This window comes from Staphylococcus sp. NWU MK-U1 (assembly GCF_033283505.1).
In the GTDB taxonomy this organism is placed as follows: Bacteria; Bacillota; Bacilli; order Staphylococcales; family Staphylococcaceae; genus Staphylococcus; species Staphylococcus haemolyticus.
On record NZ_JAVSMG010000001.1, the window covers coordinates 78,253 to 104,118 of the forward strand.

Annotated in this window: 25 protein-coding genes and 1 riboswitch; of the genes, 8 read left to right on the forward strand and 17 right to left on the reverse strand. The window is 32.7% G+C overall.

Features of this window, described 5'->3' with window-relative positions; genetic code table 11:
• Positions 1-9 precede the first annotated feature (9 nt).
• Complete coding sequence (locus tag SBL16_RS00385; protein WP_037535598.1) at positions 10-633, reverse strand: YkyA family protein; 624 nt, start codon at positions 631-633, stop codon at positions 10-12.
• Positions 634-763: 130 nt separating this feature from the next.
• Between SBL16_RS00385 and def the strand changes: the two genes are divergently transcribed.
• The 3 genes from def (at position 764) to rnjA (ending at position 3,699) form a co-directional block, all read left to right on the forward strand.
• Positions 764-1,315: a peptide deformylase gene (gene def, locus SBL16_RS00390; protein WP_107612284.1), complete on the forward strand. Its 552-nt coding sequence runs from the start codon at positions 764-766 to the stop codon at positions 1,313-1,315.
• A gap of 486 nt (positions 1,316-1,801) precedes the next feature.
• A complete protein-coding gene (locus tag SBL16_RS00395) occupies positions 1,802-2,020 on the forward strand; it encodes a DNA-dependent RNA polymerase subunit epsilon (RefSeq protein ID WP_002448185.1) in 219 nt (72 codons plus the stop codon).
• Positions 2,020-3,699, forward strand: a complete 1,680-nt coding sequence (gene rnjA / locus SBL16_RS00400; RefSeq protein WP_037535591.1) for a ribonuclease J1 — start codon at positions 2,020-2,022, stop codon at positions 3,697-3,699. Before SBL16_RS00395 ends, rnjA begins: the two co-directional genes overlap by 1 nt.
• 78 nt (positions 3,700-3,777) lie before the next feature.
• Here rnjA and SBL16_RS00405 read toward each other — a convergent pair whose 3' ends face one another.
• The 4 genes from SBL16_RS00405 to SBL16_RS00420 all read right to left on the reverse strand — a co-directional run bounded on the left by SBL16_RS00405 (position 3,778) and on the right by SBL16_RS00420 (position 7,476).
• Positions 3,778-4,164 (reverse strand): YbaN family protein, encoded by a 387-nt coding sequence (locus SBL16_RS00405; protein ID WP_053017963.1) that lies wholly within the window; start codon positions 4,162-4,164, stop codon positions 3,778-3,780.
• A gap of 157 nt (positions 4,165-4,321) precedes the next feature.
• Positions 4,322-4,981: a potassium channel family protein gene (locus SBL16_RS00410; protein WP_011276142.1), complete on the reverse strand. Its 660-nt coding sequence runs from the start codon at positions 4,979-4,981 to the stop codon at positions 4,322-4,324.
• 126 nt (positions 4,982-5,107) lie between these two features.
• Entirely contained in the window at positions 5,108-6,124 is a 1,017-nt protein-coding gene (locus SBL16_RS00415) for a cytochrome d ubiquinol oxidase subunit II (RefSeq protein ID WP_107612282.1), read from the reverse strand.
• The gene (locus SBL16_RS00420; RefSeq protein WP_016930740.1) at positions 6,124-7,476 is read right to left on the reverse strand and encodes a cytochrome ubiquinol oxidase subunit I; all 1,353 of its coding nucleotides are present in this window, start codon (positions 7,474-7,476) and stop codon (positions 6,124-6,126) included. The genes SBL16_RS00415 and SBL16_RS00420 overlap by 1 nt, the downstream gene beginning before the upstream one ends.
• A 203-nt stretch (positions 7,477-7,679) precedes the next feature.
• Between SBL16_RS00420 and SBL16_RS00425 the strand changes: the two genes are divergently transcribed.
• Complete coding sequence (locus SBL16_RS00425; RefSeq protein ID WP_011276145.1) at positions 7,680-7,913, forward strand: glutaredoxin family protein; 234 nt, start codon at positions 7,680-7,682, stop codon at positions 7,911-7,913.
• A gap of 110 nt (positions 7,914-8,023) precedes the next feature.
• On the opposite strand, the gene ptsP is transcribed toward SBL16_RS00425, so the two are convergent.
• From ptsP to auxA, 5 genes are all read right to left on the reverse strand, one after another.
• Positions 8,024-9,739 carry a phosphoenolpyruvate--protein phosphotransferase gene (gene ptsP, locus SBL16_RS00430; RefSeq protein ID WP_107612281.1) on the reverse strand — a complete coding sequence of 572 codons (1,716 nt, stop codon included), beginning with the start codon at positions 9,737-9,739 and terminating at the stop codon, positions 8,024-8,026.
• Between the two features lie 2 nt (positions 9,740-9,741).
• Positions 9,742-10,008 carry a phosphocarrier protein HPr gene (locus SBL16_RS00435; RefSeq protein ID WP_011276148.1) on the reverse strand — a complete coding sequence of 89 codons (267 nt, stop codon included), beginning with the start codon at positions 10,006-10,008 and terminating at the stop codon, positions 9,742-9,744.
• A 334-nt stretch (positions 10,009-10,342) separates the two neighbouring features.
• Positions 10,343-10,885, reverse strand: coding sequence for a DUF697 domain-containing protein (locus SBL16_RS00440; protein ID WP_107611303.1), 543 nt, complete (start codon positions 10,883-10,885; stop codon positions 10,343-10,345).
• Between the two features lie 57 nt (positions 10,886-10,942).
• Complete coding sequence (locus SBL16_RS00445; protein WP_107611304.1) at positions 10,943-12,115, reverse strand: class I SAM-dependent rRNA methyltransferase; 1,173 nt, start codon at positions 12,113-12,115, stop codon at positions 10,943-10,945.
• A 189-nt stretch (positions 12,116-12,304) separates the two neighbouring features.
• Positions 12,305-13,600, reverse strand: a complete 1,296-nt coding sequence (auxA, locus tag SBL16_RS00450; protein WP_107611305.1) for a lipoteichoic acid stability factor AuxA — start codon at positions 13,598-13,600, stop codon at positions 12,305-12,307.
• Positions 13,601-13,749: 149 nt separating this feature from the next.
• On the opposite strand from auxA, the gene graF reads away from it, so the two are divergent.
• The 4 genes from graF (at position 13,750) to SBL16_RS00470 (ending at position 17,139) form a co-directional block, all read left to right on the forward strand.
• Positions 13,750-13,869: a glycopeptide resistance-associated protein GraF gene (graF, locus tag SBL16_RS00455; RefSeq protein WP_107609884.1), complete on the forward strand. Its 120-nt coding sequence runs from the start codon at positions 13,750-13,752 to the stop codon at positions 13,867-13,869.
• Positions 13,870-14,158: 289 nt separating this feature from the next.
• A riboswitch (TPP riboswitch) is annotated at positions 14,159-14,258 on the forward strand.
• An 87-nt stretch (positions 14,259-14,345) separates the two neighbouring features.
• Complete coding sequence (locus SBL16_RS00460) at positions 14,346-14,921, forward strand: ECF transporter S component (protein WP_053017839.1); 576 nt, start codon at positions 14,346-14,348, stop codon at positions 14,919-14,921.
• A gap of 12 nt (positions 14,922-14,933) precedes the next feature.
• Positions 14,934-16,337: an ABC transporter ATP-binding protein gene (locus tag SBL16_RS00465; protein ID WP_107611306.1), complete on the forward strand. Its 1,404-nt coding sequence runs from the start codon at positions 14,934-14,936 to the stop codon at positions 16,335-16,337.
• Positions 16,330-17,139 (forward strand): energy-coupling factor transporter transmembrane component T family protein, encoded by an 810-nt coding sequence (locus SBL16_RS00470; protein WP_107611307.1) that lies wholly within the window; start codon positions 16,330-16,332, stop codon positions 17,137-17,139. Before SBL16_RS00465 ends, SBL16_RS00470 begins: the two co-directional genes overlap by 8 nt.
• A gap of 50 nt (positions 17,140-17,189) precedes the next feature.
• Here SBL16_RS00470 and purD read toward each other — a convergent pair whose 3' ends face one another.
• Genes purD through purQ form a run of 7 tightly spaced genes read right to left on the reverse strand, consistent with a single transcriptional unit; the run spans position 17,190 to position 25,866 of the window.
• Positions 17,190-18,431, reverse strand: a complete 1,242-nt coding sequence (gene purD / locus SBL16_RS00475; protein WP_107611308.1) for a phosphoribosylamine--glycine ligase — start codon at positions 18,429-18,431, stop codon at positions 17,190-17,192.
• 34 nt (positions 18,432-18,465) lie between these two features.
• A complete protein-coding gene (purH, locus tag SBL16_RS00480) occupies positions 18,466-19,944 on the reverse strand; it encodes a bifunctional phosphoribosylaminoimidazolecarboxamide formyltransferase/IMP cyclohydrolase (protein ID WP_107611309.1) in 1,479 nt (492 codons plus the stop codon).
• A 15-nt stretch (positions 19,945-19,959) separates the two neighbouring features.
• Entirely contained in the window at positions 19,960-20,526 is a 567-nt protein-coding gene (gene purN, locus SBL16_RS00485) for a phosphoribosylglycinamide formyltransferase (protein WP_037535564.1), read from the reverse strand.
• A complete protein-coding gene (purM, locus tag SBL16_RS00490; protein WP_107611310.1) occupies positions 20,526-21,557 on the reverse strand; it encodes a phosphoribosylformylglycinamidine cyclo-ligase in 1,032 nt (343 codons plus the stop codon). Before purM ends, purN begins: the two co-directional genes overlap by 1 nt.
• Positions 21,550-23,034 carry an amidophosphoribosyltransferase gene (gene purF, locus SBL16_RS00495; protein WP_107611311.1) on the reverse strand — a complete coding sequence of 495 codons (1,485 nt, stop codon included), beginning with the start codon at positions 23,032-23,034 and terminating at the stop codon, positions 21,550-21,552. Before purF ends, purM begins: the two co-directional genes overlap by 8 nt.
• Complete coding sequence (purL, locus tag SBL16_RS00500; protein ID WP_107611312.1) at positions 23,013-25,202, reverse strand: phosphoribosylformylglycinamidine synthase subunit PurL; 2,190 nt, start codon at positions 25,200-25,202, stop codon at positions 23,013-23,015. Before purL ends, purF begins: the two co-directional genes overlap by 22 nt.
• Positions 25,195-25,866: a phosphoribosylformylglycinamidine synthase I gene (gene purQ / locus SBL16_RS00505; protein ID WP_033079948.1), complete on the reverse strand. Its 672-nt coding sequence runs from the start codon at positions 25,864-25,866 to the stop codon at positions 25,195-25,197. The genes purL and purQ overlap by 8 nt, the downstream gene beginning before the upstream one ends.

Below are 25,866 nucleotides of genomic sequence, written 5' to 3' on the forward strand. Positions count from 1 at the left end.
CTTATATTGCTACAGATTATCAACATCTTGTTTTTCTTTATTAACTGTGTTCATAGCTTTTGAATAATCTTTAAATTTATTTTGGAAATTCTTCTGAGCTTTATTCAATGCATCATTTTTTTCATCAACTTGCGATTGAGTTACACCATCTTGTTTAATAAGTTCGAACAAGTCTTTTTCTTTTTCCAAGACATTTTTATACGCACTTGCATATTCATCATGAACTTTATATTTATTTTTTACAGCATCGTCTAATTGTTTAACTTCTTTTTTCTTATCATCACTTTTAATTTCATCAATATGTGACTCGCCTTTTTTAAACTGTTTTTCAGAATCATTTAAAGTTGATACTTCTTTATCGAATGTTTCTTGTCTCTGTTTGATATTTTCAAGAATATCATCAGCAGCTTTCTTACGAGTATCCTCGTTATCACTATTAGCTTTTTTATATAAACCTTGCTTCTTTTCCTCAAGTGAGTTTAATTTTTTGCTAATGCTATTGATTGATTGCTCTTTATCAAAAGCTTTTTGAATATTTTCATTATACGCTTTAACTTCTTTTTTATCTGTTGTACAGCCTGCTAATAAAATAGTTGATGCTGCTACTACCGCAACTGTTTTACGTAATTTCATTGAGTGTAAACCTCCTAGTAGTCATTCGACTGTAATAATATAGAATTATACTTTATAAATCAAATGAAATAAGATAATGTACTTATTATTCATTTTTCTGTTATATTTTATTGTAAGGAAGGTGTATGACATGTTAACAATGAAAGATATTATAAGAGATGGTCATCCTACGTTACGTGCTAAAGCTGAAGACGTAAGTTTACCTCTTTCTAATGAAGATAAAAGTACATTAAAAGAAATGCGTCAATTTTTAATTAATAGTCAAGATGATGACATTGCAAAAAAATATGGTTTACGTTCTGGTGTAGGTCTAGCCGCCCCACAGATTAATGTTTCAAAACGAATGATTGCTGTCTATTTACCTGATGATGGAAATGGAAAAGCATATGACTATATGCTAGTTAATCCTAAAATTATGAGTCACAGTGTTCAACGTGCTTATTTACCTACTGGAGAAGGTTGCTTAAGTGTGGATGAAAATATCCCTGGTTTAGTTCATAGACATTTCAGAGTAACAATTAAAGCGTTAGACATTGATGGTAACGAAGTTAAATTGAGATTAAAAGGTTACCCAGCAATTATATTCCAACATGAGATTGATCATTTAAATGGTGTTATGTTCTATGACTATATTGATCAAGATAATCCATTAACTCCACTACCTGATTCTGTTGAAGTATAACTTTTAACAATTTTATTTTGCTCAAACTATTTTCAATGATGGAACTAGTTTGAGTTTTTTATTTGTATTATGGTTGTTAAATTGAATTTATTACTTTTAATAATTTTTAAAAAATATATAACGTTGATGAAGTAATGAAGAGATATAAACTGCTTTATTTATTTATATACATAAGGTAAAATGAGTAGTAACTGAAATCTTAGTTTAACGCTAATTTTCAAATAATGAACGACATTAACAATTACCTTAGTGAAAGCTTGAGAGTCAAATTTACAAGATATTTCTATGAATGTATATCACTAGGTCGACAATCATCAAGTGACTTTAAAATCATTATTTATACAGATAAATTTATCTTCTTATTTATGATTTATGAAGCAATTCCTATTGTCGTAATCAACAAGATTTGATGTATCAAGTTAATATATTAGGGTTCAGATTAATATAATCAATTTAGATGTTTAAATTTAGGAGGAACTATCCAATATGGCAGTATTTAAAGTATTTTTCCAACATAATAAAGACGAAGTAATCGTTCGTGAAAACACAAATACGATTTATGTTGAAGGTGAAACAGAAGAACAAGTAAGACGTTATTTAAAAGACCGCAATTACAATATCGAATTCATTACTAAATTAGAGGGCGCACATTTAGAATATGAAAAAGAACATTCTGATCATTTTAACGTGGAGAATGCTCAATAATGAAGCAATTACATGCTAACGAAGTAGGTGTATATGCTTTAGGTGGCTTAGGTGAAGTCGGTAAAAACACTTATGCTATCGAATATAAAAATGAAATTGTTATCATTGATGCCGGAATAAAATTCCCTGATGATAATTTATTAGGGATTGATTATGTAATTCCTGATTACACTTACCTCGAACAAAATCAAGACAAAATTGTCGGTCTATTCATTACACATGGACATGAAGACCATATAGGTGGTGTGCCCTACCTATTAAAGCAAATTAATGTACCTATCTATGGCGGTCCATTAGCATTAGGATTAATTCGCAACAAGTTAGACGAACACAACTTATTACGTAATGCTTCATTAAATGAGATTACAGAAGATAGTGTTATTAAGTCTAAACACTTTGAAATATCATTTTACTTAACTACACATAGTATTCCTGAAGCTTATGGTGTAATAATTGATACACCTGAAGGTAAGATTGTTCATACAGGTGACTTTAAATTTGATTTCACTCCTGTAGGCGAACCTGCGAATATTGCTAAAATGGCAGAATTGGGTAAAGAAGGCGTATTATGTCTATTATCTGACTCAACAAATGCATTAGTACCTGATTTCACATTAAGTGAACGTGAAGTAGGTCAAAATGTAGATAAAATTTTCCGTAACTGTAAAGGACGTATCATATTTGCTACATTTGCTTCTAACATTTACCGTGTACAACAAGCGGTTGAGGCTGCTATTAAATACAATCGTAAAATAGTAACATTTGGTCGTTCCATGGAAAATAATATTAAAATCGGTATGGAATTAGGCTATATTAAAGCACCGCCAGAAACTTTTGTTGAACCAAATAAGATTAACAACATTCCAAAACATGAATTACTAATTTTATGTACAGGATCTCAAGGTGAACCGATGGCGGCTTTATCACGAATTGCAAATGGAACTCATAAGCAAATTAAAATTATACCTGATGATACTGTTGTATTTAGTTCATCACCTATTCCAGGTAACACTAAGAGTATCAATCGCACGATTAATGCATTATATAAAGCTGGTGCTGATGTTATCCATAGTAAAATTTCAAATATCCATACATCAGGTCACGGTTCTCAAGGCGATCAACAACTTATGCTTCGCTTGATTCAACCGAAATTTTTCTTACCAATACACGGTGAATATCGTATGCTTAAAGCGCATGGACAAACGGGTGTCGACTGTGGTGTTAAAGAAGAGAACGTCTTTATCTTTGATATCGGTGATGTACTCGCATTAACACATGACTCTGCTCGTAAAGCCGGTCGCATACCTTCTGGTAATGTGTTAGTAGATGGTAGTGGAATTGGTGATATAGGTAACGTTGTAATTCGTGATCGTAAATTATTATCTGAAGAAGGATTAGTCATTGTAGTGGTTAGTATTGATTTCAACACTAATAAATTACTTTCAGGTCCAGATATCATTTCTCGTGGTTTTGTGTACATGCGTGAATCAGGTCAATTAATTTATGACGCTCAACGCAAAATTAAAACCGACGTAATTTCTAAATTAAATGCTAATCCAAATATTCAATGGCATCAAATTAAATCTTCAATCATTGAGACATTACAACCTTATCTATACGATAAAACTGCTCGTCGCCCAATGATTTTACCTGTAATTATGAAAGTAAACGAAGATTAAATATAATGATGCACTTCACATAGAGAAATCCGTAAATGAATTATAATATTCATTTACGGATTTTTTATGGAATTTCATCTATGAATCTTTCTCTTGATTAAAATTTGCTGGCAACGTTTTAACAAATGTAAATAATACAATTGTTTGAATCACGACCATTATCACTAATCCAATTCGAATATATAAGTTTGAAATCATAAAAATAGAAAAACCAACTACTATATATAAACTTATAAGTATTCTTATTTTTTCTTTCATAGTATACCCTTTGTATTTTTTTAAATTTTCAACATAATTTTTATAAATTTGAGTGCTTTCAAGCCATATTTTGAATTTCCGGGAACTATTAGTAAAACAAATCGCTGCTAAAATTAGAAAAGGTGTCGTAGGTAGTAATGGTAATACTGCCCCTATGAACGCGATTACAGTAAATACTATTCCTAATACTATTAATACATATCTCATTTAGTAGAATCATCACTCCATCATCTTATTCTTAAAATATGTTGCTGATTTTTAAATTCTTCTAACTGTTTATAAAAACATCACAAATATCAATGTTACTAAATATGAAATCAATAGCTTTTTATTTAGTAGTCATTTAATAGTTGTGATGCAACATTTATCTTACAATTTTCTTTTCAAAACGATTTAAATCATTATCGTGTCCGATCATAATCAATATATCTCCAAATTCTATATTCATAGACGGGTCTGGCGATACAACAATTTCCTTGCCTCGTTTAATTGCTATTATATTAATTCCAAATTGCGCACGAATATCCAAATCAATAATCGATTGGCCTGTCATTTTTTCGCTTGCTTTTAATTCAACTAGTGAATGCTCATCTGCCAATTCAAGGTAATCTAAAACACTAGCACTTGCGACATTATGAGCGATTCGTCGTCCCATATCTCTTTCAGGATGGACAACTGTATCCGCACCAATTTTATTTAAAATTTTAGCATGATAATCATTTTGAGCTTTAGCTGTAACTTTCTTAACACCTAACTCTTTGAGAATTAGCGTAGTTAATGTACTAGATTGAATATTTTCACCAATCGCTACTATAACATGATCAAAGTTACGTATACCTAAACTTTTCATCACTGCTTCATCTGTAGTATCAGCTACTACAGCATGCGTTGCAATATCACTATATTCATTGACACGTGCCTCATCCCTATCAATTGCCATAACATCCATATCTAATGCATTTAATTCTCTTACAATACTTCCACCAAATCGGCCTAACCCAATAACAACATATTCTTTCTCCATTTAATGGCTACCCCTATCTATAAAAAAATAAGGAAAAAGCTGAAACAATCGACATCATGTAGATTACTACTAACCAAGTTAATGTACATAGATGTTAATCATTTCAGCCCCCTTTTATTATTTTAATTATTTTTTACCTTCAACATATTCTTTATCGAATACAAATAATCTTAATAATAATATTAACGATGGAACTAATAAAAGTAAACCTAAAATAAATACAATCACTAGTGCTAAGCCCATTGAAGCATTAACACCTGAATCACTTACTTTGATGTAGGGATATAACAAGTAAGGTAATTTGCTTATTCCGTATCCATAAAAAGCGAATGCCATTTGTAATATAACCATGATAAATGCTAGACCATGATATTTCTTGATGAAGTTTAAAATTCCGGCTACTACAAAACAAATAAAGCTTAATGCATACATCCACCAATAATTTTGAACTGCATTATTAAAATGATCTGCATTTTGAATTCTTAGAGATAAGAAAACAAATAGAGAAATAATAATCATTGGAGGTCCCCAGAAAATAAACCATTGTCGCATATATTTATAAGCTACTTCGTCTTTAGCTTTCGAAGCATAATATGTTAAAAATCCAGAAGAAATATATAATACACTTATGATTGCTAGAAAGACGACTGACCATGCAAATGGACTTAGTAATAATTGAAACCAATCTAAATCAAAATGTGAGCCACGTTCAGTAATATAGCCACCTTCTGATATAGTTAATACCGTTGCCAATGATGCTGGTATTAACAAACCTGTAAGTCCATACATGATAATCCATGGTAATTTAGTATCCTGACCATAATGTTCAAACGCGTAAAAGCTTCCTCTAATAGAAATTAAAATCAACGCAATTGAACCAGGAACTAATAGCACAGTACCAAAGTATAACGCTGAATCAGGGAAAAATCCTACGAATCCGACAAAGAAGAAAACAAAGAAAACATTAGTAACTTCCCAAACAGGATTTAAGTAACGCTCTACTAAGTGATTTATCTTTTTCTCTTCCCCAGTTAATTTTGTGTGTAAGGTAAAGAAACCTGCACCAAAGTCAATTGAAGCAACAATGATATATAAGAATAAGAAAGTCCAAAGTACGGTAATACCTATAGTTGTGTAATCCATTAAGCATGACCTCCTTTTTCAATGACTTTATCTACATCATCTTGAGCAGGTTTGTCTTTGAACATGCGAATTAAAACATATGCAGATGTAAAAAGTAATACTAGATAAAGTAGTCCGAATAGAATTGTTACAAGTGTTATTCCTCCTGCCTGAGTAGCAGCTTCACTTACTCGCATATAACCTCTAACAATCCATGGCTGACGACCTACCTCAGTTAAAAACCATCCAAATTCGATTGCTAACATAGCAGCTGGCCCTGTTAGAAGAACTGCATATAGCATACCTTTATGCGTAACGTATTTACGCAGTTTTTTAATCATTAAAGTTAAAATAAAGGCTCCTGAAATAACAAAACATAACACACCCATCGTTACCATTAAGTCAAAGAAATAATGAACGATTAATGGAGGTAATTCATTTTTAGGGAAGTCATTAAGACCCTCTACTTTAGTATTTACATTGTTATCCGCCAAGAAACTAAGCATACCTGGAATCTTGATTGCACCTTCAACTTCTTGAGTCTTTTCATTTAAAACTCCGAAAAATACTAAATCAGCCTTAGATTGTGTATCAAAATGCCATTCGTAAGCTGCAAGTTTTTCTGGTTGAACTTGATGTAAGAATTTAGCAGATAAGTCTCCAGCTAACATTGACAATAATGTTGATATGAAACCAACAATCATAGTCATCTTTAAGGCCTTTTTATGATATTCTGCATCTTTGTTGTATTTATTTTTCAATAATTTAAAAGCCGCAATAGATGCAAGAATAAACGCCATTGTCATACCTGCTGTAGCTACTACATGAAACGCCCTAACTAGGAATGATGAATTGAACATTGCCTCAAGTGGTTGTACATTAACCATTTTGCCATCTTTCATTTCAAAACCTGCAGGTGTATTCATAAATGAGTTTACAGAAGTAATAAAGAACGCGGAGAATGAACCACCAATGATGACTGGTATACTAATAATGAAGTGTGTCCATTTATTTTTAAAGCGATCCCATGTGTATAAATAAATACTAAGGAAAATAGCTTCAAAGAAAAATGCAAAAGTCTCCATAAATAAAGGTAAAGCAATCACGTGCCCACCCATTTTCATAAATGTTGGCCAAATTAATGATAATTGTAAACCGATAATCGTACCAGTTACAACACCAACAGCCACAGTAATGGTATAACCTTTCGACCAACGCTTAGCTAGTGCTATATATTTAGGATCCTTGTTTTTAATTCCTAAAAATTCTGCGATTGCGAACATTAAAGGCATACCAACACCGACAGTCGCAAAGATGATATGTACTGCTAGAGTCATACCTGTTAGGAAACGACTAATTTCAACGGAATCCATAATTTTATCACCTTTTCTATATCTAATTTTTAAAAAGCAATTAATTTAAATTATATTATGTTCTAATTTCTAACTAAATCCTTTTGCTTAAATTTAAGAAAGATTTTTAATAATTAATTCACATAATTTTCACAGTACGCAATTGAATCAAAAATTTTATATAGTAATTTTCATGATAATAACCAAATTGGGAGTGAACTAAATTGACGGAATTAGTTATTTATACTCAAAATGATTGCCCGCCTTGTACATTTGTAAAAAATTATCTTACAGAACACAAGGTGGATTACATTGAAAAAAATATCTCGAATAATGAGTATCGTTCAGAGATGATTGATTACGATGCATTTGCCACACCTTTTATACTCTTAGATGGTGAACCAATGTATCAAGTTGACTTGGATAAAATCAACACTAAGTGTCACATTAAATCATAAAGTCATCACACTAATAACCTAACACTAAAAAGGAACTATTTAGTTGTTAGGTTTTTTATTTTGTAATACAAAAACACCTCAACTAAAGTTAAGGTGTTTCGAATACATCATTATTTAGAAATGTTATTAACTAAATCTTTTACTTCTTCTTGAGTAGCACAATTAATTGCACGATTAGCTAATTCAGACATTTCATTTTTACTTAAACCATTAATTTGTCTTCTAGCTTTTAAGATAGATGTCGCACTCATTGAGAATTCATCTAATCCTAAACCTAATAGTAATGGAATAGCTGTTTCATCTCCAGCCATTTCACCACACATACCAGTCCATTTACCTTCTTTATGAGAAGCTTCAATGACTTGTTTAACCAAGCGTAAAATTGCTGGGTTATAAGGTTGGTATAAGTATGAAACGCGTTCTGACATACGGTCAGCTGCCATAGTATATTGAATTAAATCATTAGTACCAATACTGAAGAAATCCACTTCTTTAGCAAAGATATCAGCTAAAGCAGCTGTAGATGGAATCTCAACCATGATACCTAACTCAATTTCATCAGAAACGTCATGACCATCATTTTTAAGGTTTTCTTTTTCTTCTAAAAGAATGGCTTTAGCATCACGGAATTCATTGATTGTAGCTACCATTGGGAACATAATGTTTAATTTACCGTATGCTGACGCGCGTAATAATGCACGTAATTGTGTTCTAAAAATATCTTGTTGATCTAAGCATAGACGAATTGCTCTGTAACCTAAGAATGGGTTCATCTCTTTAGGTAGATTTAAATAAGGTAACTCTTTATCGCCACCAATATCTAATGTACGAACTACAACTCGTTTGTCTTTCATTGTTTCTAGCACTTTTTTATAGGCTTCAAATTGCTCATCTTCAGTTGGCATTTGATCTCTACCCATATATAAGAATTCAGTTCTATATAAACCGATTCCTTCAGCACCATTTTCCATTACACCGTATAAATCATCAGGTGTACCGATATTAGCAGCTAATTCAGCATATTCACCGTCGATTGTTACCGTTTCAGCATCACGTAATTTTTGTAATTCTTTTTTATCTTCAAAGAAACGTTCACGTTTGTTTTGATAAGCAATTAACTCATCTTCTGTAGGGTCAACAATAACGTCACCTGTGATTCCGTCAACGATAACCATATCGCCTTGTTTAACTTCTTTAGTAACTGATTTTGTACCAACAACTGCAGCAATTTCTAATGATCGACTCATAATTGCTGAATGGCTCGTACGACCACCAATATTTGTTACGAAACCTTGAACAAATTCTTTATTTAATTGTGCAGTATCTGAAGGCGTTAAGTCGTTACCAACGATAACAACACTTTCATCAATCATACTTGGGTTTGGTAATTCAACACCTAAAAGATGTGCTAGCACACGTTTAGATACGTCTCTAATATCTGCTGCACGCTCTCTCATGTATTCATTATCCATAGATTCGAAGATTGTAATAAATTGTGAAGTTACTTCATCAAGCGCTTCTGGGGCACTCACTTTTTCGTTCGCAATTTTGTCTTCGATTGGTTGAATCAACTCTGGATCATCAAGTACTAATAAATGCGCATCAAAGATTGCGGCTTTATCAGGACCTAATTGTTTTTCAGCATTATTTCTGATTTTAGTTAATTCAATTTTAGAAGCTTCTAACGCATTTCTGAATTTTTGGATTTCAGCATCAGTATCAGTGACTTTTTCATTAGTGAATGATAAATCAGGTTCTACTAATAAATAAGCTTTAGCAATTGCGACACCGTCTGATGCCGCAATACCATTAATTAATTTTGACATAATTATTCAGTTAAACCTTCTTTAGATAAGACATCACTGATAGCTTGAATTGCGTCTGCTTCATCGCTTCCATCAGCATAGATAGTAATTTCAGCATCTTTACCTACACCTAAACTCATTACACCCATGATTGATTTTAAGTTAACTTTCTTACCGTTATATTCTAATTGAATATCTGAATCAAATTTTGATGCAGTTTGAACTAACATAGTTGCAGGACGTGCATGAATACCAGTTTCATCGATAATTACATAAGATTTTTGTTCCATAATCTATTTCTCCTTCGCAAAGTTAGAATATTCAAATTTGTCATAATCTAACATAATTTTATACCATAACACTACCAAAATATAATACTAAATTCAATTCTAATAGGATTGAAAAACTATTATAATCGGTTTTTATAGAAATAAACAAGTGTTTCAAATTGTATAAATTAGATTCTAATCTTCAATATTTTTTACTTACTTACAATATGCACAAAACACTAATTAAAATCCCTATAACAACTTCGGTTTAAATGATATTTTAAGACAAATTTGTATGATAATTATTTTAGCTTTATCACTAAGCTCACTTCAATTATACTACAACATTTTCAATTTAAATAATATCATGAAGCACTTTTTCACATTTTTCGATATGTTCACGTCCAAGTTTATTCATGAAATAATAGCTTATTGATGCTGAGACAGCTTGTCCCACAACTGGGAACCATTTAGTTTGTTTTGCTGCAGCACGTTTTGCCATATCTCTAATAATCACTTTAAGTACTGCACTAGACACTTTTCTACCAATAAATGAACTACCTTGTATAGCAGCTGCTGCAAGAATTCGTTCTTTCACATCATCGCCAAGTGTATTAACTTGTTTGTGATCTAAACCATAAATTTTATTAATATCTTCAATAATATCTCTCATTAATTTAATATCTACACCGAAATCTAATCCTGGAATTGGTACTACACTCATACCTGAAGATAAAAGTGACTTCTTCTTCACAATTGTTTCTGCTTTAGCTCTGCGCTCAGCTATTTCTTCTTTCGTTGTTGGTAAAATACTTTTTTCTTTAATTTCTTCAATGTTTAAAACTTTATTGCCAACTTTATTTGTAACTCCACTTGAAAATCTATTCATAATGCCCATTAATAGACACACCTTTCATAATTCATTCATTAAACATTTATACCCACTTTTTATTATTTAATGCTTGACATTAATGAATACAGCTTTTAAATATTTTGAGGGTTTATAGTGCGGATGTGTTTTAAAGTCCTTAGGTAAGCCCATTACTTCCTCAATATCGTAAGTTACACCCGCTTCGTTAAGTGTTGTTTTAATAACATTCTTAAATGCTTTTAATGAGAAAGCACTTGAATTTGTACATAATAATAACGAGCCATTTGGAGCAAGTATATTTAATGCACCATTAATTAAATCATCATAATTCTTTTGTACTGAGAATGTTTTCTTCTTATTTCTTGCAAAACTTGGTGGGTCAATAACTATTGTGTCGTATACTTTGCCATGTCGTGCAGCATAATTGTAAAAATCAAATGTATCCATGACATATATATATTGACTTTTAGGGTCAATACCATTTAAACCAAAGTTTTCTTCAGTTAAACTACGTGAACGGTTGGCTAAATCCACACTTGTCGTTGATTTAGCATTTTGAGCAGCTACTACTGAAAATGCACCTGTATAACTAAATAAATTTAGTATATCTTTCTCTTTTGCAAAATGATCACGTAATTTCTTGCGTACTTCTTTTTGATCTAAGAATATACCTGTCATCAAACCATCATTTAAGTCTATATTGTAAAATGTAAAATTCTCCTCAATAACTATTGGAAAATCAGGTGTTTCACCGAGTACATGTCCACCGGTGTATTCAGAGTCTTTAAAACGCATTTTTTCATAAATTGACTTAAATGGAAATACTTGTTGAATGGCTTCAATGACATTATAGCGAAACTTATAAATCCCCTTTGAATACCATTGAATCAATAAGTGACCATCGTAATTATCGATTGTTAAACCTCCAACACCATCGCCTTCAGCGTTAAATAGTCTAAACGCATTAGTACCTTCAATGTGATAGTAATAATCACGCTCTTGTAATGCAATTTGAAATTGTTTCTCGAAAAAAGAAGTATTAATGACTTCGTTTTGATCATAACTCAATACCCAGCCTAAACCTTTATGTTGACGTCCTACATATGCAGTCGCAATGTACTGTTCTTGACCGTTCATAAGATAAAATAAATCGCCTTCTTTTAAATGATCATTCTTATAAATATCATCTTCATCCACAAGTGGATATTGATTTAAATACTTTGATTCCTTACCTCTATTTAAAGTTGCTATTTTCATTTGTAAACGCTCCTAATTTGAATGCTTTTGTAGTTTTAAGTTTATAAAAATTTCTAAATATTATTCGTTATCATTTTAACAAATATGAATTTGTCATTACACAAAATAACATAAACAAAAAAGGTGGATCGCGAAGTCTATTTTGTCACCATAGATTTCACGCTTCCACCTAAGTAAAATTTGAAATAATTAAGGTCTTTCTCTCAATTGTAACGTAAATGCGATAATAACCGCCATCAACATTAAGATTAGTGTTGGAGTAATAAAAATTGATAATAATAATCCATGAATCATAATGTTTACGAATTCAGTTAACAATTTAAAGAATAGAATACTAATCATAAATAATTGTAAATAATAATATTTACCTCTTAAGAAATGTGTAAATGTAGTTGCAATGTATGTAATGATTACAAACATTAACAATAACAATGTTACCCATTCAACAACATATTGCGTTTGAGATAGTTCCCATTCACCAGAAACAAACAATGCGTTTCTGTTATTAAATTCGATAAATGTAAATAAGAATAGAATGAAGCCACAGAATATTTCTACATATGCTGGTTTAATCCACTTAGGACGTCTCATCCAATTTGGTATATCATCTTCTTCAATGTTAAATACATTTTTGAATTTATTTTTAAATTTATCACGTTTTGATCTGATTTTTTCTAAATCGACACTTCTTCTCGTCTTACGTGCATATTCTGATGTTTTATCTTGAAGTTGTTTAAAATGAACTTTAGACTGATTCGAAACATTTCCCTTACTTGTTCTTGATAATTCTGGTTCTTCTTCACCCAATTCTTCTTTAGTTAGTGGTAAAGCTCTTCTTAAGAATAGGAAATTCCAAATTGAAGCTTGCGCTAATAACCACATAACTAAGAAAAATGTATTTACACTTAAGATATCTATTGGTGCAATTTCATTGGCATCAATTTTACCGTACAGAGAAATTTGAGTAATTAAATAACTTATTCCGTATGAAAAGATAATCCATAGATAATGGCTTTTTCTATTAGCAACATTAAGTTCATCTTTATATACAATGTAGCCTGTGTGAATTATAAAAGGAATAATAAAGATAATTGCCCAAAAACCGTACACTTGAGTCATTAAAGTAATTGAAATGAGGAAGTATAAAATCCCAATAATTAAAAAGAAAATTGAGATGTCGTAATCATATTTCGTAGTTCTAAATAATGCGTATCCAATAAGCATTACAAGAATACCAAACAGAATAATTATGACTGCACTAATAATAGGAAAGTTGCCTATGAACCTACTCATCACTCTAATTATTTCACTGAAGAATGCATTAAGAAAATCCCATAAATTATGAATTTTCAATTCAACTTTTTCTTTATCTTTTAATTGATTGATTAAAGGTAAGTTTATTAATATTATGAGACCCGTGAAGAGTGAAACGATACCGATAATATAACTAAAAATTATCTCGGTGTGTTTCTTAAGAAAAGACATACTGTTCACCTCAAAATTCATTATATAGTAAGATGTTCATCTTGTCTTTATTAAACAATAAAATACATCTCGAGACCTATATAAGTTTATCCTACTTTTATATGGGTAAATTTAAAATGTAATTATTAATCTATCAAGGAGTGTTAATTATGACAAACGAAGATGCTAAAAAAGCAAAAGAAGTTGAAGAAAAATTAAAAGAACAAAACGAAGAAAAATCAGATGATATTGAGCAAACTAAAAAAGATGTTCAAGACACTTTAGATTAATTATTAAGAAATCTCAATTCACTGAAGTTGAGAACAATATAATATTTAACCGCTACACTGCTAAAAAGTAGTTGTTAACTAAAACTGAGAGAACGCTCTTTTCGAGCTTTTCTCAGTTTTTTGTTTTTAATACAAGGTTTAAATATTTTAGAGATTTCAACAGTTAAGTGTATTAGGGAATAGCGGATTCAGAGTAAAACCAAATCTACTCCCCCTTTTTATTTGTAACTTAGCAAAATCATCTTGACATTAAATCTTAAAAGTCATACATTTAAAATAAATTAAATATAAAACGCACTAGGGGTGTGTATACTGAGATGAGGTTTACCCTCGAACCCTTTGAACCTGAACTAGTTAAAACTAGCGTAGGAAAGTGTTGCTAATATAAATAATTGTGGTAAATACATATAGCATTTTATTTAAATTCACGCACAACTTTCTACGGATGGTTGTGCGTTTTTTTAGGAGGAAATAACATGTCAAAAGGTTTAAAGCTTTCAGAAATATTAGTAACTGTTCTGATAGCAGTAGTATTTGCTATTATTTATAACTTATGGTGGTTTGCATATAATGTGGCCCAAGTTGCCGGTGTTCACATTGAGCAATTAACTTATGGCGTTTGGTTTATGGCAGCTATCGTTGCGTATTTAATAATTCCTAAGCCTGGTATTGCACTAATTGCAGAATTTGCTGCAGGCGCTGGTGAAACAATCGTTATGGGTAAATTTGATATTCCTACAATTGTATATGCTATTCTTCAAGGTTTAGCTTGTGAAATTATTTTTGCTATTTTCAAATATAAATCTAGATCATTAATGGTTGCTGTATTAGCAGGATTAGCAACTGCTTTAATATCATTCCCAGTTGATTATTATTATGGCTATTTAGCTGAAGTAGCAGGATGGAACCTTCTTTTATTCATTATCTTCCGTTCTATTAGTGGTATTGTAATCGCAGGTTTATTATCTTATCTGATTGTTAAAGCATTAGATCAAACAGGTGTAACGAAATTATTCCGCCCTGCATCTCAAAAAGACTACGACAACCTATAAGGGGAAATTAAAGTGTTAAAAGCGAAAAATTTACGTCTAAAATATCCTAACGGCGAACGTAAAATCTTCGATAATTTAAATATTGAAATTAAAGATAAAGAAAAAGTGCTTTTACTAGGTCCTTCTGGATCTGGTAAGAGCACATTGCTTAATGTATTAAGTGGTATCGTTCCAAATCTAATTGAATTACCGATGAAGTATGATGAACTTGAAATTGACTCACACTCCGGCGTCATTTTTCAAGATCCAGATACTCAATTTTGTATGCCTAAAGTGTATGAGGAACTTGCATTCGTTCTTGAAAACAAACAAGTACCACGTAGTCAAATGGATCCACTCATTGAAGAAGCTCTTGCTTCTGTTGATTTAAATGTTACTGATAATACTTTTGTCAATCATTTAAGTGGTGGCATGAAACAAAAACTCGCTATTGTAGAAACTATTTTACAAGAAGCTAATACATTATTCTTAGATGAACCAACTGCCATGTTAGATGTAGATGCTACAGCTGATTTATGGCAAAGACTTATTCAACTATGGTCTGATCAAACTGTACTTATAGTAGAACATAAAGTTGAACACATCTGGGAACACGTGGATAGAGTTATTTTAATGAATTATGAAGGACAAATCATAGCAGATGGAACACCAGATTATGTGTTGAAAAATTGCGAAAGTTTACTCACAGAATTTGGTGTATGGCACCCACAAGCTTGGGACCATGCCCCAAAATCAACTGAATTTTCACCTAGTACAGATGAAACGCTATTTGCCTACAAAAATGGTAATATTATTCGAGGAAAAAAACATTTATTCCAAGTACCCGAATTAACTGTTCGTTCAGGAGAATGGATTACTATTACAGGAAAAAATGGTACAGGTAAAACAACATTATTAGAATCCATGATGCAACTAATAAAGTATGAAGGCGTTATGTCATATAAAAATACTACGTTAAAGAAAATTAAAGACGCAGCTCAACATATGTATTTAGTTTATCAAAACCCAGAATTACAATTTATAACAAATTCAGTTTATGAAGAAATATATATTCATTATAATCATCAAGAACCATCAATCGCTGAAAAAGAAACGATGAAACTATTAAAGTTATTACATTTAGAAGCTGTTAAAAATCAACATCCTTTTGAATTATCTATGGGACAAAAACGACGACTTAGTGTGGCAACTGCACTTAGTTCACGAGCAGAAATCATTTTACTTGATGAACCTACATTTGGACTTGATAGCCATAATACATTTCAATTAATTGAACTATTCCAAGAGAGAGTTTCTAATGGACAAACCATTATTATGGTTACTCACGATCCTGAAATCATACATCGTTATCCAACACGTCGTTTAATAGTTGAAGACAACCAACTCATCGAGAAGGAAGGTGAATCAAATGTTTGAACGTTGGAAGAAACATTATTCCTTTGTAGATGACGTTAATATCATTACAAAACTTTTACTTGGTGTATCATTATTTATTTTCATTATTTTCGTTCACAATTTTGATTATATGATTTATATAACAATAATTATGTTTATTTTTTTAATGGCATTTAATGGGACTCAATTTAAAATCACCGGTGCATTTATTTTAGCCTCTGTCTTATTTGCCTTATTATCATCATTATTTATGATTCTTTATGGTGATGGTACGCATATGTTATTTAAATGGGGGATCATTCAAATTAGTACTGAAAGCATCGTACGTGGTTTACATTTATCACTAAGAACTATAACAGTCTCTATGTTTGGTATTTTATTAGCATTGACATCCGAAATTGTAATGATTTTTTACAGTTTGATGCAACATTTAAAAGTAAAACCAAAAATTGCATATGCATTTATGGCTGCAATTAGAATGGTGCCTCTCATTTTCACTTCATTAATTCAATTAAGACGGTCATTGAAAATGCGTTATCAAATAATTGATGCTTCAAATTATAGAGGCCTAAAACGATTAAAACATTTATTGATACCAATATTAAGTCAAAATATCCGTCGTGCGCATCAACTGTCTGTTGCTATGGAATCTAAAGGCTTCAAAGATGGCCCAAGAACATATTATTATAAAGCACCGTTTTCTTATAAAGATATTTTATTTGTAATTTGTGTTGTGGCCATATTAATCATCGCATTTTATCTTTCACAATACTTCCCTATCACTGGGATTACTGATGCTCGTGTATCAGGTTATACCTCATAAAAAAATAGGGTGTATCACTGTTCATCAGGATACGCCCTATTTTTTTACTTTTATTTATTCAATGCTTTATTCCCAATATCATTACGATAAAATAGATTATCATTCTTAATTTTTTCTACATTATTATAGGCTGCTTTTTGCGCTTCTTCAATTGTTTCTCCTTTTCCAACAGCTAATATAACTCTGCCTCCTGAAGTAACAAATGCATCATCTTCTTTACGCAATCCACTCACAAAATAAGTATCATTTAATTCAAAGCCTGTTACTTTAGCTCCTTTTTCATAAGCGCCTGGATATCCTTTAGAAGCTAACATAACTCCTACAACAAAATCTTCTTGCCATTGAAATAGAATAGGTTCTTTACGATCTAAAGCAACAATTTGAGCCATTAAATCACTTTCCAAACGACTTAATAAAACTTGAGCTTCAGGATCACCAAAGCGCGCATTAAATTCAATTACTTTCGGGCCTTCTGACGTTAAAATAGCACCAATATAAAGTAATCCAAAGTAATCATAACCTTCAGCTTTCATCGCTTTTGCAATAGGCTGTGCAATATCTTTATTCGTGCGTTCTAAGACATCTTCAGTAATATGTGGCACCGGGCAATATGCACCCATTCCTCCAGTGTTTGGTCCTTCATCATTATCAAAAGCACGTTTATGGTCTTGCGCAATACAATCAAATGGAACTGCATAATCCCCGTTAATAAAAGTCATTAATGAAAATTCTTCACCCTCTAAAAATTGTTCAAAGACCACTTCACCATGTTCTTCAGGATAAAGTGTTTCAACTGCATTAATTGCGTCTTCACGTGTTTCAGCAATGATTACACCTTTACCAGCAGCTAAACCATCTTTTTTAACTACAATTGGTAAATCACAATGATTTACATACGCCAGCGCATCTGTTTTGTTATTAGTTTCTTTATATTTTGCTGTTGGAATATTATATTTTTGCATAATTTTTTTAGCGAACAGCTTAGATCCTTCAATTTGAGCTGCATCCTTATTAGGACCAAACACTTTAACTCCTGATTGACGTAATTTATCAGATAAACCATCAATTAATGGTTGTTCAGGACCAACAACCACCCATTCAACCTTATTTTCTTTAACAAAGTTTAAGATTGACTCATGATCAGACTCTGCAATCTCAGTATGCACACTTGCAACATTACCCATAGCATCATTACCTGGAATTACGTGTAATTGATCAATTAACGGTGATTGATGCAATTTATTTGCTAAAGCATGCTCTCGACCACCTGCTCCGATAACTAAAACATTCATTAATATTACCCCTTCCGTTATTTTGAATGATTAATTAATGCTTAAAGTGACGCATGCCTGTAGTCACCATGGCAATACCATATTTATTCGCCATATCTATTGAGTCTTGATCTTTAATTGATCCACCCGGTTGTATGATGGCTTTGACACCATGTTTTGCAGCTAATTCAACCGTATCATCCATTGGGAAAAAGCCGTCTGATACTAAAGCAACATTGTCATTCATTTCTATAGCACGCTCTAAAGCAATTTTGGCTGAACCAACACGATTCATTTGACCTGCACCAATGCCTACAGTTTGTTTGGTATTACTCAATATAACAGCATTACTTTTAACAGATGGAATCACTTTCCAACCTAGTAGCATTGCATCCCATTGATCATCAGTTGGCACTTTTTCAGTTACTACTTTCATATCTTCTTTAGCTACCTCAAAATTATCTTTATCTTGAACTAAGTAACCACCTGAAACTGAAACAAATTCTTCTTCACGATTATCAATAGTCATATCTATTTCTAATAGACGTATGTTTTTCTTTTTAGTTAAAATGTCTAAAGCTTCATCAGTAAATCTTGGAGCAATCACTACTTCTAAAAATATAGCATGTAATGTTTCGGCTAAATCAGCAGTTACTGTTCTATTTAATGCGATAATGCCACCAAAGATAGATTGGTTATCTGCTTCATAAGCATGTTTAAATGCAGTTTCAATATTGTCGCCAATACCAACACCACAAGGGTTCATATGTTTAATTGCAACGGCAGCAGGCTCTTTAAATTTCTTAACAAGTGAAAGTGCAGAATCAGCATCTTTAATATTGTTAAAACTTAAAGCTTTACCATGTAATTGTTTAGCACCTGCAATTGTGTGTTTGCTATTTGAAGTACGTACAAAACGCGCTGATTGTTGTGGATTCTCACCATATCTTAATTGTTCACTATCACCTTTGAAGAAACTTACAATGGCATGATCATATTCGTTCGTATGTGCAAAAACTTTAATCATTAATTCTTTACGGAAATCCTCATCGAGTCGGTCTTCCTTTATGCGCTCAATGACTTCATTATAATCAGCTGGATGTACAATTGTAGTCACATGTTTAAAGTTTTTAGCTGCAGCACGTAACATTGTAGGTCCGCCAATATCGATGTTTTCAATTGCTTCTGCTTCTGTTACACCCGGTTTTGCGACTGTTTTTTGGAATGGATATAAGTTAACTACTACCATATCGATTAAATCAATATGTTGTTCTGATAACTGTTCTAAATGTTCAGGTTTATCACGATCTGCTAAAATGCCACCATGTACTGCCGGGTGTAATGTTTTAACACGTCCGTCCATAATTTCAGGAAATTGTGTTAATTCTGAAACAGATTTCACCGGTACAGAAGCATCTTCTAAAGCACCTTTAGTTCCTCCAGTTGAATATAATTCATAATCTAATTTGATTAAAGATTTAGCAAACTCCACTATTCCACTTTTGTTTGAGACACTTAAAATTGCTTTTTTCATGATTAGATTAACTCCTTATTTAATAACTTTAGCTATAACACTTGGATAAAGTTCATACTCCAAACGCTTTACACGTTCTTCCAAATTCTCTTTAGTATCGTCCTGTTTTATATCACATTGTCGTTGTTCAATAATTTCTCCCGTATCCATACCACTATCAACATAATGTACAGTTGAACCAGTTATCTTATCGCCACTATTAAACGCTTGTCCAATAGCATCTTTCCCCTTATATTTCGGTAATAGTGATGGATGTATGTTTAAAATTTTACCTTCGTAAGCGTCTAATAAATCAGGTCCAATTAATCTCATATAGCCAGCAAGTATTATCCACTCAACTTCTTCACGCTTTAATAGTTCTATTAAATGTTGTTCGTAATCTGCTTTAGTAGTGAAATTCTTAGGCTCATTTATATTAACTGCTACTTTTAATTGTTTGGCTCGTTCAACACAATATGCATCGTGATGATCAGTATATAAAGAAGTAATTTCTATATTGTTAAGCTCCCCTTTATCTGCTTTTAGCACAATATTCTCAAAATTACTACCTGATCCAGATGCAAATATAGCTACTTTAGTCACTATTCTACCCCCTCAAGTAAAATGGGTGACTCTGCATTGGCAATAATTTCACCTATTTCGTAAGAAGAAATACCTTGTTGTTTTAAGATATCAAGTGTTTGTGCAACGTCTTTTTTATCTACTATGGCTGTGAAACCAATACCCATATTAAAGACATTGTACATTTCATTCGTTCCAATATTAGCTTGTTGTTGTAACCAATCAAATACTTTTGGTGTAGGAAAAGCTTTTGTATCAATTTTTGCTGCTAATCCATCAGGTAATCCACGTGGAATGTTTTCATAGAAACCACCACCAGTGATATGATTCATTCCTTTAATTTGAATAGCTTTTTTCAAAGCAAGAATTGGTTTAACATATAATTGCGTTGGGGCTAAAAATGTTTCTAAGTACGTACGACCATCAAAATCGTCATTTAAATCTATACCAGATTCTCTAATTAATTTACGTACTAAGCTATAACCATTTGAATGTATTCCGTTAGAGGCTAAACCAATGATGGCTTGACCTTCTTTTATTGCTGATCCATCAATATAGTCGTCTTTCTCGACTGCTCCAACAGCAAATCCGGCAAGGTCATATTCTCCTTCATGATACATTTCACCCATTTCAGCTGTTTCTCCACCAATAAGTGCAGTGTTAGTCTCTTCGCATCCATCACTTACACCTTTAACAATCTGTTCGATTACTTCCGGAACAACTTTATTCGTTGCAATATAATCTAAGAAATATAATGGCTCAGCACCAGTAGTCAAAATGTCATTTACACACATCGCTACTGCATCAATTCCGATTGTGTCGTGTTTATCATTATCAATTGCCAATTTCAATTTAGTACCAACACCATCTGTACCAGAAACTAGTACAGGCGCCTTCATATTTAATTGAGATAAATCAAAGGTAGCACCAAATCCACCTAAACCACCTAGTACCTCTTTACGCATTGTTCGTTTAACATGACTAGACATTCTCTCAACCGCTTCATAACCTGCATGAATATCAACACCTGATTGTTCATAAGCTTTAGACATGAATATTACCCTCTCTATCAAAGTAGTGTTTATGATTATTAATATAATCCTGTTGACGTTGACTTAAGTTCTTATAATATTTATCTTCGTAATCAAATAGTCCTGCTGGATAATCACCTGTAAAGCTCTCTACACATAAACCACTATAAGGTGCGTCATAATCTAATCCAATCGATTCAATTAGACCGTCTACGCTTAAATAAGATAATGAGTCTGCACCAATATAATCACAAATTTCTTTAGGTGACTTACTTGCTGAAATGAGTTCAGCAGTCGTTGAAACATCTATTCCGTAAAAGCTTGGGAACATAAATTCTGGAGAAGCGATTCTTACATGAACCTCTTTAGCTCCGGAGTCCTTTAACATTCTGACAATACGTTTACTCGTTGTTCCACGCACAATTGAATCATCAACTAAAACAATTCGTTTACCTTCTACGATATCCTTGACTGCCGACAATTTAACGCGGACACCTTGTTCTCTTAACTCTTGAGTCGGTTGGATAAATGTGCGAGCTACATATTGGTTCTTCACCAACCCCATTTCATAAGGTAGGTGGCTTTCTTCAGCATACCCACTTGCAGCTGATAATGATGAGTTGGGTACACCAATAACCATATCTGCATTTGCAGGGCTTTCTTGTGCTAATTTTTTTCCAGATGCTTTACGAACAGCATGAACATTTTTGCCAGCAATAGTAGAATCAGGACGAGCGAAATAAATATATTCCATAGCTGAAATTGCTGTATTTGTATGACTCGTATATGATTTCACTTCAATACCTTCATTATTAATAACAACATATTCTCCGGCATGGATATCTTGCACGTATTCAGCACCTAATACATCAATGGCACATGTTTCACTAGCTAAGATGTACGTGTCATCTTGCATTTTACCTACTACCAGTGGACGGATGGCATTAGGATCTACTGCTCCATATAATGCATCTTTAGTAAGTATTGCAAATGTGAATCCGCCTTTAATTTGTCGCAAGCTCTCTTTTAAAGCTTCTTCAAAAGTTGGTGCTTTACTTCTGCGTATTAAATGCATAATCACTTCAGTGTCAGATGAAGAATGGAAGATTGCACCATGTTTTTCCAAATATTGACGTAACGTCTGGGCATTAATTAAATTACCATTGTGGCAAATCGCAACGCTCATATCGTAAAAGTGATATAAAAATGGTTGTATATTTTCAATCCCTTTATTACCTGATGTGGCATAGCGAACATGGCCAATGGCGTTGTGTCCATCTTTGAGTTGATCCATTTGATCACCTTTAATTGCTTCTGTTAACAATCCAAGACCACGTTCACCTTTTAAAACTTCTCCATCTGATACAACAATACCTGCACCTTCTTGACCACGATGTTGTAAACTGTGAAGTCCCATATATGTTAATTGAACGGCTTCTGAATGATTCCAAATGCCGAACACACCACATTCTTCGTTTAATCCACTGTAGTTAAACATTGTGCAATTGCTCCTTCCCAACTTTCTTTAATCTCTGAGACTTTATCAACAATCGAACTTTGAGCATTAGAAACTTTAAATTCATCAACATCTGTTAATTGACCAATTTCTACTGCTCCCTCAATATTTAACGTCTGTCCTTCTTTAACCACAATAATATATCGACCTTGCGTTTCACTAAACAATTGTGCATCTGAAAGGTCAATTGAAGCTTCTAATCCTAAACCATAATGAGCACTGATACGCGCTAAAGTGATCAATAAACCGCCTTTACCAACTGTTTGTACGTGAGAAGCTACGCCACTTCTAATCGCATTCTTGACTGCTTCTCCTTTATTAACTTCATCGCTTAAATCAATCGCTTCAAATTCATGATTGACTTTACCATATAATAATTTTTCAACTTGACTACCACCAAAGTCATCTCTTGTTTCACCAACTAAATATAATTTATGACCAGCTTCAGGATGGAAATCTTTCAGATAATCAATATCCTCTATTAAACCTACCATTCCTACGACAGGCGTTGGGAAAATGGATGTGCCACGTGTTTCGTTATAGAGTGATACGTTACCTGAAACTACCGGTGTTTTTAATACTTCACACGCTTCTGACATACCTTTCGTAGAATCAATTAACTGCTGATAGATTTCTTTCTTTTCAGGAGAGCCATAATTTAAGCAATCCGTCATAGCAAGTGGTGTTGCACCTACTGCTATTAAATTGCGATAGGCTTCAGCTACGACCATTTTTCCACCTTCATAAGGCTGATTAAACACATAACGCGCTTCACCATCAATTGTAGAGGCTACAGCTTTATTCGTACCTTCAACACGAACAACTGAAGATTGTAAACCTGGTTTAATGATAGTATTGGCACCAACTTGTTGATCATATTGTTCATATAAATAATGTTTTGAGGCAATCGTTGGATGTATTAGAAGTTTCTTGAATGTTTCTTCGACATTTATAGAGCTATAGTCATTTTTAGATGTGTTATATTCTTTCTCTTCACCTTCTAAAACATAGACCGGCGCTTCATCTGCAAGTGATTGAACCGGTATATCCGCGAATACTTCATCTTCATATTTAAGTACGAAGCGGTCAGTATTTGTTACTTCACCAATTACTGCACTATCAAGTTCATGTTTTTCAAATAAATCTAAGAATTTTTGTTCAGTACCTTTTTCAACTACTAATAACATTCTTTCTTGTGTTTCGGAAAGCATCATTTCATAAGGTGAAATACCTGATTCTCGTGTTGGCACTTGATCTAAATGTAATTCAAGACCACTGCCACCTTTAGCTGCCATTTCTGATGATGAAGATGTTAAACCAGCGGCACCCATATCTTGAATACCAACTAATTCGTCGAAAGTAATCGCTTCTAATGTGGCTTCCATTAATTTTTTACCTACAAAAGGGTCACCAATTTGAACAGATGGTCGTTTACTTTCACTTTCTTCAGTTAACTCTTCAGATGCAAAAGTTGCACCATGAATACCATCACGACCTGTTTTCAACCCTACATAAATGACTGAGTTACCTTCACCTTTAGCAGTCCCTTTTTGAATCATGTCATGATCAATAACACCTACACACATGGCATTAACCAATGGATTTCCATCGTAACGATCATCAAATTCAATTTCTCCAGCTGTTGTAGGTATACCGATACAATTTCCATAACCGCCAATACCACGTACTACACCTTTAAGTAAACGTTGGTTCTGTTTAACTGACAATTCACCGAAACGTAAACTGTTTAACAGATTGATTGGTCTAGCTCCAATTGATACGATATCTCTAATGATGCCACCTACACCAGTTGCAGCACCTTGATAAGGTTCGATAGCTGACGGATGGTTATGTGATTCAACTTTAAATACTACTGCTTGATTATCACCAATATCCACAACACCTGCGCCTTCACCTGGTCCCATTAAGACATGCTCACCAGTAGTTGGAAATTGTTTTAAGAATGGTTTAGAGTGCTTATAAGAACAGTGCTCACTCCACATAACCGAGAAGATGCCTACCTCTGTAAAATTAGGTTCTCTTCTTAATATTTCACAAACTTTGTTATATTCTGCGTCACTTAAGCCCATATCTTGATATAATTTTTCAAGCTTAATTTCTTCGATACTAGGTTCGATAAACTTAGACATTTTGTTCCCTCCAACTATTAACCATTGCTTCAAATAATTTCACGCCACTGTCAGTTCCAAGAATTTTTTCAAGCGCACGTTCAGGGTGTGGCATCATTCCGCAAACATTTCCTGCTTTATTTACAATACCTGCAATATTTTCATGAGAGCCGTTTGGATTATCTTCATATGTTAAGATAATTTGATTATTTTCAACTAATTCGTTATATATGTCATCTGTGCAATAATAATGACCTTCGCCATGCGCTACTGGATAAACTACAATTTCATTTTCACCATACAAATTTGTAAAAGGAGTTTGATTATTGGCAATTTTTAGATTTTCATTTCTGCTAATAAATAAATGAGAATCATTATGGAGTAATGCACCAGGTAATAAACCAATCTCAGTGAGAATTTGGAATCCGTTACATACACCTAGAACGGGTTTGCCATCATTAGCCAAGCGCTTTACTTCGTTAATTATTGGTGCTACACTCGCCATTGCACCTGAACGTAAATAGTCTCCAAATGAAAAACCACCAGGAATTAATACACCATCGTAACCTTCCAATGATGTCTCACGATAATCAACATAATCTGCTTGCGCACCTGACTTAATCGCTGCGTTATACATATCTCTATCACAATTAGATCCTGGGAATACGAGAACAGCAAATTTCAT

Bases quoted from the DNA above. Each gene is read 5' to 3' on its own strand.
- SBL16_RS00385 (WP_037535598.1), bottom strand. From the start codon at position 633: ATGAAATTACGTAAAACAGTTGCGGTAGTAGCAGCATCAACTATTTTA.
- def (WP_107612284.1), top strand. From the start codon at position 764: ATGTTAACAATGAAAGATATTATAAGAGATGGTCATCCTACGTTACGT.
- SBL16_RS00395 (WP_002448185.1), top strand. From the start codon at position 1,802: ATGGCAGTATTTAAAGTATTTTTCCAACATAATAAAGACGAAGTAATC.
- rnjA (WP_037535591.1), top strand. From the start codon at position 2,020: ATGAAGCAATTACATGCTAACGAAGTAGGTGTATATGCTTTAGGTGGC.
- SBL16_RS00405 (WP_053017963.1), bottom strand. From the start codon at position 4,164: ATGAGATATGTATTAATAGTATTAGGAATAGTATTTACTGTAATCGCG.
- SBL16_RS00410 (WP_011276142.1), bottom strand. From the start codon at position 4,981: ATGGAGAAAGAATATGTTGTTATTGGGTTAGGCCGATTTGGTGGAAGT.
- SBL16_RS00415 (WP_107612282.1), bottom strand. From the start codon at position 6,124: ATGGATTACACAACTATAGGTATTACCGTACTTTGGACTTTCTTATTC.
- SBL16_RS00420 (WP_016930740.1), bottom strand. From the start codon at position 7,476: ATGGATTCCGTTGAAATTAGTCGTTTCCTAACAGGTATGACTCTAGCA.
- ptsP (WP_107612281.1), bottom strand. From the start codon at position 9,739: ATGTCAAAATTAATTAATGGTATTGCGGCATCAGACGGTGTCGCAATT.
- SBL16_RS00435 (WP_011276148.1), bottom strand. From the start codon at position 10,008: ATGGAACAAAAATCTTATGTAATTATCGATGAAACTGGTATTCATGCA.
- SBL16_RS00440 (WP_107611303.1), bottom strand. From the start codon at position 10,885: ATGGGCATTATGAATAGATTTTCAAGTGGAGTTACAAATAAAGTTGGC.
- SBL16_RS00445 (WP_107611304.1), bottom strand. From the start codon at position 12,115: ATGAAAATAGCAACTTTAAATAGAGGTAAGGAATCAAAGTATTTAAAT.
- auxA (WP_107611305.1), bottom strand. From the start codon at position 13,600: ATGTCTTTTCTTAAGAAACACACCGAGATAATTTTTAGTTATATTATC.
- graF (WP_107609884.1), top strand. From the start codon at position 13,750: ATGACAAACGAAGATGCTAAAAAAGCAAAAGAAGTTGAAGAAAAATTA.
- SBL16_RS00460 (WP_053017839.1), top strand. From the start codon at position 14,346: ATGTCAAAAGGTTTAAAGCTTTCAGAAATATTAGTAACTGTTCTGATA.
- SBL16_RS00470 (WP_107611307.1), top strand. From the start codon at position 16,330: ATGTTTGAACGTTGGAAGAAACATTATTCCTTTGTAGATGACGTTAAT.
- purD (WP_107611308.1), bottom strand. From the start codon at position 18,431: ATGAATGTTTTAGTTATCGGAGCAGGTGGTCGAGAGCATGCTTTAGCA.
- purH (WP_107611309.1), bottom strand. From the start codon at position 19,944: ATGAAAAAAGCAATTTTAAGTGTCTCAAACAAAAGTGGAATAGTGGAG.
- purM (WP_107611310.1), bottom strand. From the start codon at position 21,557: ATGTCTAAAGCTTATGAACAATCAGGTGTTGATATTCATGCAGGTTAT.
- purF (WP_107611311.1), bottom strand. From the start codon at position 23,034: ATGTTTAACTACAGTGGATTAAACGAAGAATGTGGTGTGTTCGGCATT.
- purL (WP_107611312.1), bottom strand. From the start codon at position 25,202: ATGTCTAAGTTTATCGAACCTAGTATCGAAGAAATTAAGCTTGAAAAA.
- purQ (WP_033079948.1), bottom strand. From the start codon at position 25,866: ATGAAATTTGCTGTTCTCGTATTCCCAGGATCTAATTGTGATAGAGAT.